Origin of the sequence: Thiobacillus sp. (genome assembly GCF_030696885.1) — a bacterium.
Lineage (GTDB): Bacteria > Pseudomonadota > Gammaproteobacteria > Burkholderiales > Thiobacillaceae > Thiobacillus.
The window spans coordinates 1-14,834 of the sequence record NZ_JAUYRI010000008.1; the positions used below are offsets into that span (position 1 = coordinate 1).

The window sequence follows — 14,834 nt, forward strand, 5'->3', positions numbered from 1 at the left end:
GCAAGGGCCACCCCTTGCCAAGCGGCGCAACGCCGCAGACGCGCTTTCTCGCGGCAACCCGAAGGGACGGGCCGATTCGGGCGCATGCCTTTGTCGCAAGCCGCTTGCAGTGAACGACACTGCAGCGCGTCTCGCTTCGCGGCCTGCATCTCGAATCGGCCTCGTCGCGGGCGTGAAATTAGTGTTAACACGCCCTAAGTATGGCCGACGCTACAATCTTTTGCATGGATACCCTGCAAAGCTACGACGAACTCCCCTACGACAGCCTGCCGCTGCCCGAAACCCAGCCGGATTTTCTGGCGGCGGTGGCGAGACTGCATGGCTTCGTTGCCCCGGATCCTGCCCGCGCACGCATTCTCGAGCTCGGCTGCGCGCAGGGCGGCAACCTGATTCCGCTGGCGTGGCGCTGGCCCGAATCCGAGTGCGTCGGCATTGAGCTGTCGCGCGTGCAGGCCGAGGCGGGTGCGGCGTTCATCGAGGCGCTGGGGCTGTCCAATGCACGGATCCTGCATGGCGATCTCGCCGCGCTGCCGGACGATCTGGGCGAATTCGACTACATCATTGCCCACGGCGTATTCTCCTGGGTGCCGCCTGCCGTTCAGCAGGCCTTGCTCGACGTCTGCCGGCACCATTTGTCGCCGCAGGGTGTGGCCTACGTCAGCTTCAATGTGTCGACCGGCTGGGAAAAGCTGCAGCCGCTGCGCGCCGCGCTGACCGCGCGCACCTCGGCCGACCTCGCGGCCCCCGAGCGTTTCCAGCAGGCGCTGCGCGTGCTGGACGACTTGTCGGTCGAATGGAGCGATCCCGATTTGCTGAAGGAAGTCGCCTATCTGAAGTCGGCCGCGCCGTCCTATCTGTTCCACGAATATCTCGCCGACTTCAACGTGCCGATGACCTTCGGCGAATTCGCGGCGCAACTCGATCAGCACGACCTGCGCTATGTCGGCGAAGCCGGCCCGCGCCGCGCTGTAGTCGAGCTCGAGGACGCCTGGGGCCTGATTCCAGAGAGCATGGCCGGCCGCTGGCTGGACGCCGAATCTGCGCTCGACGACGCGCTCGGCACGCGCTTTCGCCGTGCCCTGATTGCACGCACCGATGCGCCCTGCGCCCAGCCGCCGCAGGCCGCAGCCTTAAGCGGGCTGGCCTTTTATTCCGATCTCGCCAGCAACGAGGAAATCGACCTTGAGGCGGCAACGGAACAGGCCTTCGTCAATCCTGCCGGCAATACCTTTCATGTCGCCCTGCCTTGGATGAAGGCGGCGGTGATGGTTTTGTCTGCCGCGTATCCCGGTGCATCGGGCTATCCGGACCTACTCGGCGCGGCCCGCCAGGTGATGGCCGACTACGGCGTGGCGGACGACACCGATGAGCGCGCCTTCAGCGAAGCCCTGTTCCAGCTGGTCGCCACCCAGGGCGTCATGGTCACGGTGTGGACCGGCCCAACGGCCGCCGAGCCGGGCGAACGTCCCGCCGCTCATGCGCTGGCGCGACAGCAGGCCAGCACGCCCGGCTGGGTGGTCAGCGGCGCACGCCATGTCGCGATCGATCTGGACCCGGCGGGCCGGCTGTTGCTGGGCTGGCTGGATGGCCGCCGCACGGTCGATGAACTCACGCTCCAGATGCAGGCGTCGCTGGCGCGATCGGGCGTGGACCTGCCGCTGGAGCGCTTGCGCGAACCGACATGGCAACAGCTCTGGCTGTTCGCGCGTCAAGGTTTGCTGATGGCGTAAGCAGGCGTGCCACTGGCAAGAACGGAAATAACGCAAGGCGCGCGCGCTGTCATTAACGCCTTCGTGCCCGCGCATGGTGCGGTCTGTTCAAGCGTGGTGCGTAGTCGAAGGCCGCATGACCGTTCGAATTTTGTCTCCCCAATCAAAACAAAGGCTTGGTCAGCTGCCAGCAAGCTGGAACATCGCTTGCTTAAAGGGTTCTGGGCATCCGATCGAACCGCACCGCATGTTGGGAGAAAACCATGGCCGGCCAGGACCGCGCAACCAGGCTCACAGAACGCCGTTCTGGCTGCCGGCGCCCGTGCAGGTTCCCGGCACGGGCCCGCTGACGAATGGAACCGATCGCGCAGAACGCTCCGCCCAAGGCGCGCCAGCGCGTCGTCAAGGTCCGCCGCGACTACAACACCTGGGTCGCCAACGAAACCCTGGAAGATTACGCGCTGCGCTTTACGCCGCGCAGCTATCGCAAATGGACCGAGTCGCGAGTGGCCAACACCGCCTTCGGGGCGGCGGCCTTCCTGGTGCTGGAAGCGGTGGGCGCGACGCTGCTGGTGAACTACGGCTTTCTCAATGCGGCACTGGCCATTCTCGCCACCGGCCTGATCATCTTTCTGGTGGGCCTGCCGGTGAGCATCTACGCCGCCCGCTATGGGCTGGACATGGACTTGCTGACGCGCGGCGCGGGCTTCGGCTATCTCGGCTCCACCCTCACGTCTCTGATCTATGCGTCCTTCACCTTCATCTTCTTTGCGCTGGAGGCGGCCATCATGGCCTACGCTCTGGAGCTGGCGTTCGGCATTCCGCCGGCGTGGGGCTACCTGATCTGCGCGCTGGTGGTGATTCCCATGGTCACCCATGGCGTCACCGTCATTAGCAGCCTGCAGACGATCTCCCAGCCCATCTGGCTGGTGATGCTGGTGCTGCCTTTTGTTTTTTTGCTGGCCAAGGAGCCGGGCGCGTTTGCCGGCATCGTCGGCTATGCCGGCAACGGCACCGCCGGCTTCGACATCCATCTGTTCGGCGCGGCCATGGCGGTGGGGCTGGCGCTGATCACGCAGATGGGCGAGCAGGTGGACTACCTGCGTTTCATGCCGGAGCGCACCCCGGCCAATCGTCGCCGCTGGTGGGCCAGCGTGCTGGTGGGCGGCCCCGGCTGGGTGGTGCCGGGCGTGCTCAAGATGCTGGGTGGCGCGCTGCTGGCCTGGCTCGCCATCAGCCACCTGGTTCCGGTGGATCGGGCGGTGGACCCGAACCAGATGTACCTCATCGCCTACAGCTATGTGTTTCCCGATTATGGTTGGGCGGTCGCGGCCACTGTCCTGTTCGTGGTGATTTCCCAGCTCAAGATCAATGTCACCAACGCCTATGCCGGCTCGCTGGCCTGGTCCAATTTTTTCGCCCGCCTCACCCACAGCCATCCCGGCCGGGTGGTGTGGGTGGTGTTCAATATCCTGATCGCGCTGATGCTGATGGAGATGGACGTGTTCCAGGCGCTGGGTCGGGTGCTGGGGCTGTATTCCAATGTGGCGGTGGCGTGGATGATGGTGGTGGTGGCCGACCTGGTGATCAACAAGCCGCTCGGCCTGTCGCCGCCCGGCATCGAATTCCGCCGTGCCTATCTGTATGACATCAACCCGGTGGGGGTGGGCGCCATGGGCATCGCCTCGGGGCTATCGGTCGCAGCCTACGTCGGCCTGTTCGGCGACGCGGTGCAGCCCTTCGCCATCTTCATCGCACTGGGCGCGGCGCTGATCTGTTCGCCGCTGATCGCCTGGCTCACCGGCGGGCGCTACTACATCGCGCGCCACGACATGCCGGCACCCGGTGCCACGCCCGCGTCCACCCTCGGCTGCTGCATCTGCGGCAAGGCTTACGAAGTCGAGGACATGGCACGTTGCCCAGCCTATCAGGATCACATCTGTTCGCTCTGCTGCACGCTGGACGCGCGCTGCCACGATTTGTGCAAACCGCAGGCCCGCCTGGGTGAGCAGTGGGCCGCCTTGCTGGAACGCTGCCTGCCCAAGCGGGCGCAGCCTTATCTGGATGCCGGACTGGGCCATTACCTGCTCCTGATGGCGGGCGTGGTGCCCTTCCTGGTGTTGCTGGTGGGCCTGCTTTACTACCAGGAGGTGCTGGCGCTGGGCGAAGCGGCGGCCTCGCTGCTGCCCGCCCTGCAGCAGTCCTACCAGCGCGCGTTTGCCGCGTTGCTGCTGGTGTCCGGCGTCGTCGCCTGGTGGCTGGTGCTGACCCACAAGAGCCGCCAGGTGGCGCAGCAGGAATCCAATCGCCAGACACAGCTCCTGATGCAGGAAATCGATTCCCATCGCCGCACCGACGAACTGCTGCAGAACGCCAAGCAGGTGGCAGAGCACGCCAACCAGGCCAAGAGTCGGTACATCACATCGATCAGCCACGAGTTGCGCACGCCGCTCAACAGCATCCTCGGTTATGCCCAGATTCTGGATCAGGACGAGACGATCCCGCCCAACCGGCGCCAGGCGATCAACGTCATCCGCCGCAGCGGCGACCACCTGCTGTCGCTGATCGAGGGCACGCTGGATATCGCCCGCATCGAAAGCGGCAAGCTCACGCTGAACGTGCGTCCGCTGGACTTTGCCGATTTCATCCAGCAGCTCGTCGGCATGTTCGAGCAGCAGGCGCGGCAGAAGGGGCTCGATTTTCACTATCTGCCGGAAGGGCCGCTGCCGGCCATGGTGCGCGCCGACGAAAAACGGCTGCGCCAGATCCTGCTCAACATCCTGGGCAACGCGGTCAAGTTCACCGTCAGCGGCAGCGTGACGCTGCGCCTGCGCCATCAGCGCGAAATGGCTTTTTTCTCCATCGAGGACACCGGCCCCGGCATCACGCCGGACGAAGTCGGCAACATCTTCGAGCCGTTCTCACGCGGCAGCGCGGCCCACGTCGGCGCAACGGGCGGCACCGGCCTGGGGCTGACCATCGCCCGCATGCTCACCGACCTGATGGGGGGCGAACTGAGCGTGGTGGGCAGGCCGGGGGAGGGGAGCCGGTTCGATGTGCGGCTCTTCCTGCCGCGGCTGCATGCGGAACAGCACGTTAAGGATCACCCCCTGGCGCAACGCATCGGCTACGTGGGCATGCGCCGCCGCATCCTGGTGGTCGACAACGAAGCGGTGGATCGGGAACTGCTGGTCAATATCCTGACCCCGCTGGGGTTCGAGGTGGCCCAGGTGTCCTCCGGGCATGATTGCCTGGCGGCCATTCCCGGTTTTTTGCCCCACGTGATTTTGATGGACCTGGCGATGCCCGGCATGGACGGCTGGGAGACCTTGCGCCGGCTCCGCTCGGGCGGAATGACGGATGCCGAGATCGCCATCATCTCGGCCAACGCTTTCGAGAAAGGCGCGGACAACGATGCCGGCATCGCCGGCGAAGACTTCATCACCAAACCCTTCCGCGTCGACGAACTGCTGGACTGGCTCGGCAAGCGCCTGAACCTGGAATGGATCCGTGCGGACATCCCGCGCCAGTCCGCCCCGCCGCCCGGCCTTCCCAGCCAGCCCATGGTGCCGCCCGATGCGGAGCAGGTGAGCAATCTGCGGGAAATGATCGACTTGGGCTACATGCGCGGCATCCTGAAAAATCTCGACGAAATCGAACAGCTGGACCCGGTTCATGCCGAGTTCGTCCAGGTGATGCGGGTGCTGGCCCGGCGATTCCAGTTCGAGGCGATGAAAGAAATCCTGCGAAAGAGCACCGATGCCGGCAATTGACCGCATGAACGAGGACGTCGTCCTGATCGTGGACGATGTGCCCGAGAACCTGTCCCTGCTCTACGACGCGCTGGACGAAGCCGGCTACGCGGTGCTGGTCGCCACCAACGGCGAAAGCGCGCTGCAGCGCGCGCGCCAGAGCCTGCCCGATGTCATTCTGCTCGACGCCGTCATGCCCGGCATGGATGGCTTCGAGGTGGCCCGCCACCTGAAGGCCGACCCGGTCACCGAGCCGATTCCGATCATCTTCATGACCGGGCTGACCGACGCCGAGCACGTGGTGGCGGCGTTTGCCGCAGGCAGTTCCGACTACGTCACCAAGCCCATCCGTCCCGCCGAAGTGCTGGCGCGCATTGCCGCCCACGTGCAGAGCGCCCGCCAGACGCAGCAGGCGCGCAGCGTGCTGGATGCCTACGGCCAGGCCTGCGTATCGATGCGGCCCACCGATGGCGCGCTGCTGTGGCAAACCCCGCTGGCGCGAACCCTTCTGCATAAATATGCCGGCGAGGATGAACACGGTCTGGTCGCGCGCATCCACGCATGGCTGCACACCGCGCTCACCAAACCCCAACCCCCCGCCCCCCTGGAAATCAGGGGAGACGAAGGCCGCATGGTCTGCGCCCTGCACGGGCGCACCGAAGAAGGCGAGTGCCTGCTGGTTCTACACGAGGAAAGCGACGTCGCCATCACAAAAGTCCTGGTGGATTCGTTCAAGCTCACCCTGCGCGAAGCCGAAGTGCTGTACTGGGTGATCCACGGCAAGACCAACCGCGATATCGGCGACATCCTGGGCATCAGCCACCGCACCATCAACAAGCACATGGACAATCTGTTCGAGAAGCTGGGTGTGGAAACCCGGACGGCCGCCGCGGCGCTGGCGATGCGGCGGCTGCAGATGCCGGTGCAGGTGTGATGAGAAAGCAATTAGCGGGGGCCTCAGGGCCATGAGAAATGGCAGATCAGTAATTTAGTTGAGCGGTAGAAACTCAGGCTGAGTCCGCAACCCATTCCGGTCATTCGGTGCGTCCGGGGCGAGCGTCCGGTGGTCGGCCAAAGCGGCCCGTCGTGACGCCCTCGCATTGACGTCAGCTTCATGGCCAAGAGCAGCCAGTGAACTTGGCCCTAAGCGACATGGAGGACGCTCTTCCTCCAGTCGCGACCAGGAGCGCAAGATTCAAAGGCTGTCGAACGGGCTGGCAACGTTCCGCGTCACCTCGATCACATGCGTGTAGATCATCGTCGTCTGCAAACTGCGGTGACCAAGCAGCAGCTGTATCGTCCGGATGTCGGTACCAAATGCCAGCAAATGAGTCGCAAAGGAATGACGCAGGGTGTGCACGCTCGCATGCTTGTGGATCCCGGCTCGATCCCTGGCTTCCCGAAAGGCCCGCTGCACCGTCGAATCCGACGCATGCCAGCGTGCCAGCCTCCCGCTTTCACCCCACGGACGCAATACCGCAGACGGAAAGACGAACTGCCAGGCCAGCGAAGTCGACGCCGAGGGATATTTGCGGGCGAGCGCACTGGGTAGTGGAGCCAACCCGGCGCCATGCGACAAGTCCTGCTTGTGCAGCTCCGCCACCCGGAGCAACTGCTGCTTGAGCGGGGCATGCAGCCGTTCAGGCAAGAGTGTGGTGCGATCCTTGGCCCCTTTTCCGGAACGGACGTTCAGCACCCCACCCGAAAAATCGATGTCCTTGACCCGCAGCGTCATGCATTCGTTGACGCGCAAGCCCGCGCCATACATCAGCTCCGCCATCAGTCTGACCACCCCGGTCATCTGCCCGAGGATGGCTTTCACCTCCTCGCGCGCGAGAACCACCGGCACCCGGTGACGGCGTTGCACCCGCTTGAGCCCGGCCATCTCGCCCAATGGCTGCTCTAGCACGGAATCGTAGAGAAAGACCAGGGCGTTGAGCGCCTGGGTTTGCGAGGACGCAGAAAGATGCCGCTCACTCGCCAGATGGTTCAGGAAGGCCTCCACCTCTGGCCCGCCCATCGTGTTCGGGTGGCGCTTCCCGTGGAAATAGATGAACTTCCGGATCCAGAAACGGTAGCTGTCTTCGGTGCGGGGACTGAGATGCCGGCGGCGGCAGACGATGGAAACTTGATCAAGCAGGCGGGGGGGTGTCGGTTGACCCCATGAGGTTCGCTCCTAGTGGTTGAGGGAAAAAATCAGGAGCATAATCCGGAAGCCCTGCGTCTCCTTTTGCATAACGTAATAAAGAGACAGCCGGACAAACATCCATATAAGAATCAAGAAGATAGACTATGGAAACGCCTGTCTCTTTATTAAAAAACGTCCGGACCCATGGGTCTCTATATTAACTGTTAGCCCCCATGCGCTTACTTGCCGCTGTCCTTGTCGCACCGCTGCTCGGTGGTTGCTTGTCGGTATGCCAAGACGAAACCTTCTTTCGACCGTCACGCATTACCAATGGACAAGAGGCTGGGCCATGGTCAGGTGATCGAGCGATCGAGTACAAAGCAACGTCAGATCTCGTTGTCCGAGTATGGGATTGCAACTACTCAGCAAGCGGCCCCGTAAAGTTGTGTTTCTCGTTCACCCCAGCCCCAGGTAAATCTGTGAGGTTCACGGCGCCCGCATTTCAAATCCTATCCGTCAGCGATCAACCGATTAGCACGGCAGTAATTCCACAGCTCAGTTACCAGATATATTTCAAGCTCAACAAAGACGGCACAACCGAACCGACATCAAACCCCAAAATCGGCGCGTCCGCGCCGGCCGAATCAAAGGAGATCATGCGATCGTCCTACGGCTACCAGACCCGGTATACGTTCCCTGCTACAAGTACGTTCACAGGAGTTGAAGATACTTTCAACCCGCCGCTGGCCAGATCCCTTTTTGGGAGCTTGGGCTGGCGTAACTACGGCTTCGTATTAGAACCGGCGGGTATTGGGCGGGAGGAGTTCAAGATCAAGCTGCCTGCCATTGAGGTTGACGGCGCCCGGCACGAAACAGATGCCCTATTATTTCGGAGAGTTACAGACCGTGTTTGTCATCCAGGTGTATAGGGCTAACCCCTCGGTCAAGTTCGTTCCGGCCTTCGGCCTCCACGGGACGCGCCGCAAGCGGCACGCCCCTTACCTCAAACGTTAGGTGGCATGAAAACCGCGCACATACTTCGACGAAACATGATGGCAGGCTTGGCCATTGTGCTGCTCTTCCTCTTCGCCGACCTTGTGGAGCCCAAGAGCCATTTACAGCAAGCGCAGCTATCGTGCGGCGGCAAAGTCACGGTGTTTGCCAATATGGACGCGTGCACTAACGATTCGAGCTATCGAAATCCGGGCTGTGGCTGTGGACCACTGAAGAATCCATGGTATGCCACCTATCGGTGGGGCCTCATTCCACTACTGGCAAGTTTACTTGGGGCCGCAACCTTAATCGGCTCGCTCACCAGGCGCCTTGTGTTCCTCAACGGCGCTGTCGTAATAGCTTTGGTTGCACAGTCGTCCACACACGCGCTTTTTAATGAACGCTACTCATCAGTAGACCTCGCTTTTAATCTGCTATTTTTTCCGCTCATTGCCGCCGCCTTATGTGTGCTTGTAACAGCATGGTTCACCGTACTTCGATTCAGTGTCAGATGGATAGGGAGCCGCTCACGTGCCACCTAACCCGGCGCTCAACCTCGCTCCCTTCGGCCGCTGGACGGCGCTAAAGCGCCGCCGGTTAGCTCTACGTTGGGCACCACACCTATGAATTCGATTGAGTTCCCCTATTCGGAAGGAAGGCGAACTGACGCTTTCCTTTTCAGCTCCCTCGCGCTAGCCGGCCTTGTTGGTATCAACAAGCCTCCTGCAGCCGCAGGATTCTTGGCTGCTCTTCTAGTATTAATCTCGATTCTGGGGCTGCTGAAAACTTATCTCGCTCCGCGCCGAGTGACTATTGATTCCGCAACAGGCATCGCCACGTTTTCGCCATTGTCATCGCCAGTCAGGCGTTTCTACCGCCCCATTTCAATTCGCGACTACTCAAGCGTTCACGCGCAAATGAATAGAAAAGCTAGCTTCGCTACTTACTACTCTGTCGAGCTTTCGAACCACAAGGGCGAGTCAATTTTTATTGTGCGCAAGGTACCGAAATCGCAGGCCGAGAATGCCTGCGCGTCAATCAGTAGCCTCTTTGGTCTAACGAATCGCGGGGTGGTGTAATGAATAGCCACAGCCCATCATGCCCAACAAATCATTCAAGCGGGACGCGCTAAAGCGCGCCCCTTAATTCAAACGTTGCTTTGACCGGTAAGTGGCGAAGACCGGTCATATGAAGCGGTCAGCATGACAGGCCGCTCAGGCCGATGACCCGACGGCCGCGGAGTTTGGCCTGACCGTCTGTTCATAGCCGATTTTCTGTTGGGCAGGGAAAGAACCACCTTTCCCTATTTGTCAGGCAAGCCTGGATTTCACGATTACGCGACGTGCTATTTCGCCCGCAACCCGCTCCATCCCTTGCCCTTCATGCACAGTAGCAGGCCCTGGGTGGCCGATTGGGTCTGGCTGTCTGGACGGTGGGCTTCACCCAGTTTCGCCACGCATGCCTCCGTGTCGGTTTTCAGACTGACGGCGCCGCTGCCGGTTTTCCACCATGAGCTCACCTTGAAGGTGTCCGTCATCTCGGGCTTTCGTTTCACGGCTGTCGCGGGTTGGGTGGCGCCGGCTGCGTTTTCGATTCTGCGGTCGCTGGGGATGACTGAGGCTTCCACGACGGGGTCTGCATCCAGGGGCTCCATCCTGCTCAGGTTCTGAACGACCCAGCCATGATCGGCCATGCATTGCTCGACCGTTGCCGGGTTCGGCCCTTTTTCGCGGCAGGATTTTTTTGCCGCTTCCAGATCGCTTGAAGTAGCGCCGCGCTTGTAGGCAAGCTCGCCGCAGCCGCAGAGCAGCAGGGCAGCCAGCAGCAGGATGCCGCCGCTGCAATGCGTTTTTGTTTTCGCAAAATCGATCATCACCCGTCCCGGACGCTTTCGCGTGTGTCATTCAACGCGGCAAAAGGTAGCACCTGCCCGGGGCATCGGTCACTCGGTCCACCTACGTAAGATGACTTATTTCATCCCCCCAGGCTGCTCGCTAACCTGAGCCCGTGTTCAAAGGCTTAGGGCGATCGGGCGGCCAGCGTGCAATCGGCCGCTTCGGTTTAGTGACGATAATTCAATCAAAGGGGATGGGAAATGGCACTTGAAATCAAAAGAAATCCGCTGATAGCGGCTGTGGCCGCAGCACTGATGCTGCCGGCTATGCCTGCCTATTCGGGCGGCACGATCACGTTTGGCGAGGACAAGTCGGTCAGCATCGGCCTCGGAATGCGCGGCAGCTTCAGCAGCGTGGAAGATGCAGCGCCCAACGGCACGTCCCGCTCGCAGAACTTCAGCCTGGACAGCGCCCGCATCTATCTGTCGGGCTCGTTGAACAAGTACATCAAGGGCATGCTCAACACAGAAAAGGACATCGCCGGCCAAGGTTTTCAGGCCATCGATGCCAACGTCCAGATCGCGATCACGCCCGGCGTGACGATCTGGGCCGGACGTTTTCTCTCTCCCAGCGACCGCGCCAACATGGCCGGCCCGTATTACTCGCTGGGCGGCGGCTACTGGTCGGGCATCGCTTCGCGCTACGGCTTCAATGGTGGCTACATCGGGCGTGACGACGGTGTGGCGGTGGTGGGCAGTGTGATGGACGGAAAGCTTGCCTATGCCTTCGGCGCTTTTGAGGGAAATACCACCTTCAAGATCGCGCCGGTGGCCACTTCAACCTCTACGCACAGGACTGGGTCAGATGGCCTGATGTATGCGGGTCGGCTGCAGATGGACTTCTGGGATGCGGAGCCGGGCTACTACGGCACCGGCAACTACCTGGGCGGCAAAGACATCCTGGCCATCGGCATCGCCGGACGCGCCCAGAAGAACGGCGCCTACTCGGCCCTGGCAACCGGAGACTACGCCTCCTACAGCATCGATTTCCTGCTGGAGAAAAAAGGCGTGGGGCCGGGCGCGCTGTCGATCGAGGCGGCGGGCTACGACTACGACACAGATGACGTGTACCTGATGGAACAGGGACGCGCGTATTCGGCCGGCGTCGGCTACATCTTCGACCAGAAGGTGGGCTGGGGGCAGGTGCAGCCGTTCGTGCGCTACCAGAAGTTCACGCCCGACAACAACGTCGACACCAAGAAGTACGACGTAGGCGTCAATTACATCATCGACGGCTACAACGCTCAGATCGGCGCTGTGTACTCGAACACGGAAGTGACCGGCGCAAGCGACGTGGATGCCTTCACCGTCGCCATGCAGTTCCAGTTCTGATCGATCGGCAGGCGCGCAGCTAGTGCCGCGCGTCTCGCTTTGACGCATTTCCCTTTATTTCCACACAGGAGTTCACCATGCAAACCCGTCGTAATTTTCTGAAAATGACTGTGCTCTCCAGCCTGCTGACCTTGTCAGGCCTTGCCAGCTTCTCCGTGCATGCCGCCGAAACCATCAAGGTCGGCATCCTGCATTCGCTGTCCGGCACCATGGCCATTTCCGAAACCGCGCTGAAGGAAACCGCGCTGATGACGATCGCCCAGATCAACAAGTCGGGCGGTGTCATGGGCAAGATGCTGGAGCCGGTGGTGGTCGACCCGGCTTCCAACTGGCCGCTGTTCGCCGAGCGCTCGCGTCAGTTGCTGTCCAAGGACAAGGTCGATGTGGTGTTCGGTTGCTGGACCTCGGTGTCGCGTAAATCGGTGCTGCCGGTGTTCAAGGAGCTGAACGGCCTGCTGTTCTACCCGGTGCAGTACGAGGGCGAGGAACTGGAGAAGAACGTGTTCTACACCGGCGCGGCACCGAACCAGCAGGCGATCCCGGCGGTGGAATACCTGATGAGCAAGGACGGTGGCTCCGCCAAGCGTTTTGTGCTGCTGGGCACCGACTACGTCTACCCGCGCACCACCAACAAGATCCTGCGCGCCTTCCTGCACAGCAAGGGCATCAAGGACGCGGACATCATGGAGGAGTACACGCCGTTCGGTCATAGCGACTATCAGACCATCATCGCCAAGATCAAGAAGTTTGCCGGCGAAGGCAAGAAGACCGCTGTGGTGTCCACCATCAACGGCGACTCCAACGTGCCGTTCTACAAGGAGCTGGGCAACGCCGGCCTGAAGGCGACCGACGTGCCGGTGGTGGCGTTCTCGGTGGGCGAGGAGGAACTGCGCGGCGTCGACACCAAGCCGCTGATGGGCCACCTGGCCGCCTGGAACTACTTCCAGTCGATCAAGAACCCGACCAACACCGCGTTCATCAAGATGTACCGCGACTGGGCCAAGTCGCAAAAGCTGCCCAACGCTGACACTGTGGTGACCAACGACCCGATGGAAGCCACCTACATCGGCATCCACATGTGGAAGCAGGCGGTCGAAAAAGCCAAGTCCACCGACGTCGACAAGGTCATCGCCGCAATGGCCGGCCAGACCTTCAAGGCGCCGTCCGGCTTCGTCGTCAAGATGGACGAGAAGAACCACCACCTGCACAAGCCGGTGTTCATTGGCGAAGTGAAGGGTGACGGTCAGTTCAACGTGGTGTGGAAAACCAAGGGCCCGATCCGTGCCCAGCCGTGGAGCCCCTACATCCCCGGCAACGACAAGAAGAAGGACGTGCCCGACAGCAAGTAAGCACGCCTCTGGCGCCCTCGCGAGAGGGCGTCATTCCGCTGGGCGCGAAACGGTTCGCACCCAGCGGAATGACGGATACCGGCCCCACCATGAAACGCCTCCTGCTCACGCTCCTGCTGTTGTTGCTGCCCGCGTCGAACGCCTTTGCCGCGCTCGACCCTGCGCTAGTACGTCAACTCGCGGCGGAAGAGTCCGACGACAAGATCGCCGCCATCCGGCAGCTCGGCGCCAGCGCCAGCGCGGACGCCGCCAAAGTGCTGAAGGCGATGGCCGACGACGAACTGCTGGTTGCCGACGAGGCCGTATTCATTTTCGACGGTGAGCAGGCGGTCGATGCCGCCACCGGCGCCGTCATCGACCCGGTTCCAGAAACCTACGAATCCATCACCGTCAACAACCGCCTGCGCTCCGAGCTCGCCAACGCGCTGGCCGCGCTGAAGCTGTACGACCCCGACCGCGCCGTGCGCCTGGCGGCGGCAACGGAACTGCAGAGCAACGCCGGTATCGGCATGGCGCCCATCCTGGCCGCTGCGATGGCGAAGGAAACCGACGCGGGAATTCAGGCCTTGCTGAAGCAGGCGCACGCGCTGGCCAACCTTGAAAACCCCGATGCGGCGGCCCGGCTGGCGGCGGTTGAATTGCTGGCGGACAGCGCGAGTCCGGCGACTCGTGGACTGCTTCTGCCGCTGCTGGATGAAGCCAATGAACCGGATGCCGCGGTGCGCGAAGCCGCCGCGCAGGCGGTCGATGCGATCGAGGCGCGCCTGGCCTTTGGCGAAATCCTCGGTCAGATATTCAGCGGCCTCTCGCTCAGCAGCATCCTGCTGCTGGCCGCGCTGGGGCTGGCCATCACCTATGGCGTGATGGGCGTCATCAACATGGCGCACGGCGAGTTGCTGATGATCGGCGCCTATGCCACGTTTTTCACGCAAACCCTGTTTCGCGCGTATTTCCCGGACTATATCGACTGGTATGTGCTGGCAGCCATCCCGGCCGCTTTCCTCGCCGCCGCGCTAGTGGGCATGCTGCTGGAGCGCACGGTGATCCGCCGCTTGTATGGCCGGCCACTGGAAACCCTGCTCGCCACCTGGGGCCTGAGCCTGATTCTGATTCAGGCAGCGCGCATGCTGTTTGGTGCGCAGAACGTGGAAGTCGCCAATCCGGTCTGGATGTCGGGCGGCGTCGAGATCATGGCGGGGCTGGTGCTGCCGTGGAACCGCATCGTCATCATCGGCTTCACGCTGTTCGTGTTGGCGCTGGTGTGGGTACTGATGCAGAAGACGCGGCTCGGCCTGTTCGTGCGCGCCATCACCCAGAACCGGCCGATGGCGGGCTGCGTCGGCGTGCCGACCGGGCGCGTGGACACGATGGCGTTCGGCCTCGGCGCTGGCATCGCGGGCCTCGGCGGCGTGGCGCTGTCGCAGATCGCCAACGTCGGCCCCGACATGGGGCAGGGCTACATCGTCGATTCCTTCCTGGTGGTGGTGCTGGGCGGCGTTGGGCAACTGGCCGGCGCGGTGTGGGCGGCGCTGGGCCTGGGCGTTGTGACCAAATTCCTCGAAGGCTGGTCCGGTGCGGTGATCGCCAAGATCGTGGTGCTGGTCATCGTCATCGTCTTCATCCAGAAACGCCCGCAGGGCCTGTTTGCCCTCAAGGGCCGCTTCGTGGACAACTGAC

The 14,834-nt window shown here is 62.2% G+C and carries 10 protein-coding genes; 8 read left to right on the forward strand and 2 right to left on the reverse strand.

The features are described 5' to 3' along the window. Positions 1-224 precede the first annotated feature (224 nt). The 3 genes from Q8R61_RS03295 to Q8R61_RS03305 all read left to right on the forward strand — a co-directional run bounded on the left by Q8R61_RS03295 (position 225) and on the right by Q8R61_RS03305 (position 6,395). Positions 225-1,730, forward strand: coding sequence for a class I SAM-dependent methyltransferase (locus Q8R61_RS03295; protein ID WP_305534185.1), 1,506 nt, complete (start codon positions 225-227; stop codon positions 1,728-1,730). Positions 1,731-2,062: 332 nt separating this feature from the next. Further along, on the forward strand, positions 2,063-5,482 hold the full coding sequence (locus Q8R61_RS03300) for an ATP-binding protein (RefSeq protein WP_305534186.1): 3,420 nt from the start codon (positions 2,063-2,065) through the stop codon (positions 5,480-5,482). After that, a complete protein-coding gene (locus Q8R61_RS03305) occupies positions 5,469-6,395 on the forward strand; it encodes a response regulator transcription factor (RefSeq protein WP_305534187.1) in 927 nt (308 codons plus the stop codon). Before Q8R61_RS03300 ends, Q8R61_RS03305 begins: the two co-directional genes overlap by 14 nt. Before the next feature lie 261 nt (positions 6,396-6,656). Here Q8R61_RS03305 and Q8R61_RS03310 read toward each other — a convergent pair whose 3' ends face one another. Beyond that, the gene (locus Q8R61_RS03310; protein ID WP_305534340.1) at positions 6,657-7,601 is read right to left on the reverse strand and encodes an integron integrase; all 945 of its coding nucleotides are present in this window, start codon (positions 7,599-7,601) and stop codon (positions 6,657-6,659) included. A gap of 1,007 nt (positions 7,602-8,608) precedes the next feature. Between Q8R61_RS03310 and Q8R61_RS03315 the strand changes: the two genes are divergently transcribed. Continuing rightward, positions 8,609-9,124, forward strand: coding sequence for a hypothetical protein (locus tag Q8R61_RS03315; RefSeq protein ID WP_305534189.1), 516 nt, complete (start codon positions 8,609-8,611; stop codon positions 9,122-9,124). A gap of 81 nt (positions 9,125-9,205) precedes the next feature. Further along, positions 9,206-9,661, forward strand: coding sequence for a hypothetical protein (locus Q8R61_RS03320; protein WP_305534191.1), 456 nt, complete (start codon positions 9,206-9,208; stop codon positions 9,659-9,661). 266 nt (positions 9,662-9,927) lie between these two features. Here the strand turns inward: Q8R61_RS03320 and Q8R61_RS03325 are convergent, their stop codons facing one another. Beyond that, positions 9,928-10,455, reverse strand: coding sequence for a hypothetical protein (locus Q8R61_RS03325; RefSeq protein ID WP_305534193.1), 528 nt, complete (start codon positions 10,453-10,455; stop codon positions 9,928-9,930). A 222-nt stretch (positions 10,456-10,677) separates the two neighbouring features. On the opposite strand from Q8R61_RS03325, the gene Q8R61_RS03330 reads away from it, so the two are divergent. The 3 genes from Q8R61_RS03330 (at position 10,678) to urtB (ending at position 14,833) form a co-directional block, all read left to right on the forward strand. Further along, positions 10,678-11,808 carry a porin gene (locus Q8R61_RS03330; RefSeq protein ID WP_305534195.1) on the forward strand — a complete coding sequence of 377 codons (1,131 nt, stop codon included), beginning with the start codon at positions 10,678-10,680 and terminating at the stop codon, positions 11,806-11,808. 104 nt (positions 11,809-11,912) lie between these two features. Beyond that, entirely contained in the window at positions 11,913-13,157 is a 1,245-nt protein-coding gene (gene urtA, locus Q8R61_RS03335; protein WP_371133548.1) for an urea ABC transporter substrate-binding protein, read from the forward strand. 89 nt (positions 13,158-13,246) lie between these two features. Continuing rightward, positions 13,247-14,833, forward strand: a complete 1,587-nt coding sequence (gene urtB, locus Q8R61_RS03340) for an urea ABC transporter permease subunit UrtB (protein WP_305534199.1) — start codon at positions 13,247-13,249, stop codon at positions 14,831-14,833. The last annotated feature ends 1 nt before the right edge of the window (position 14,834 follow it).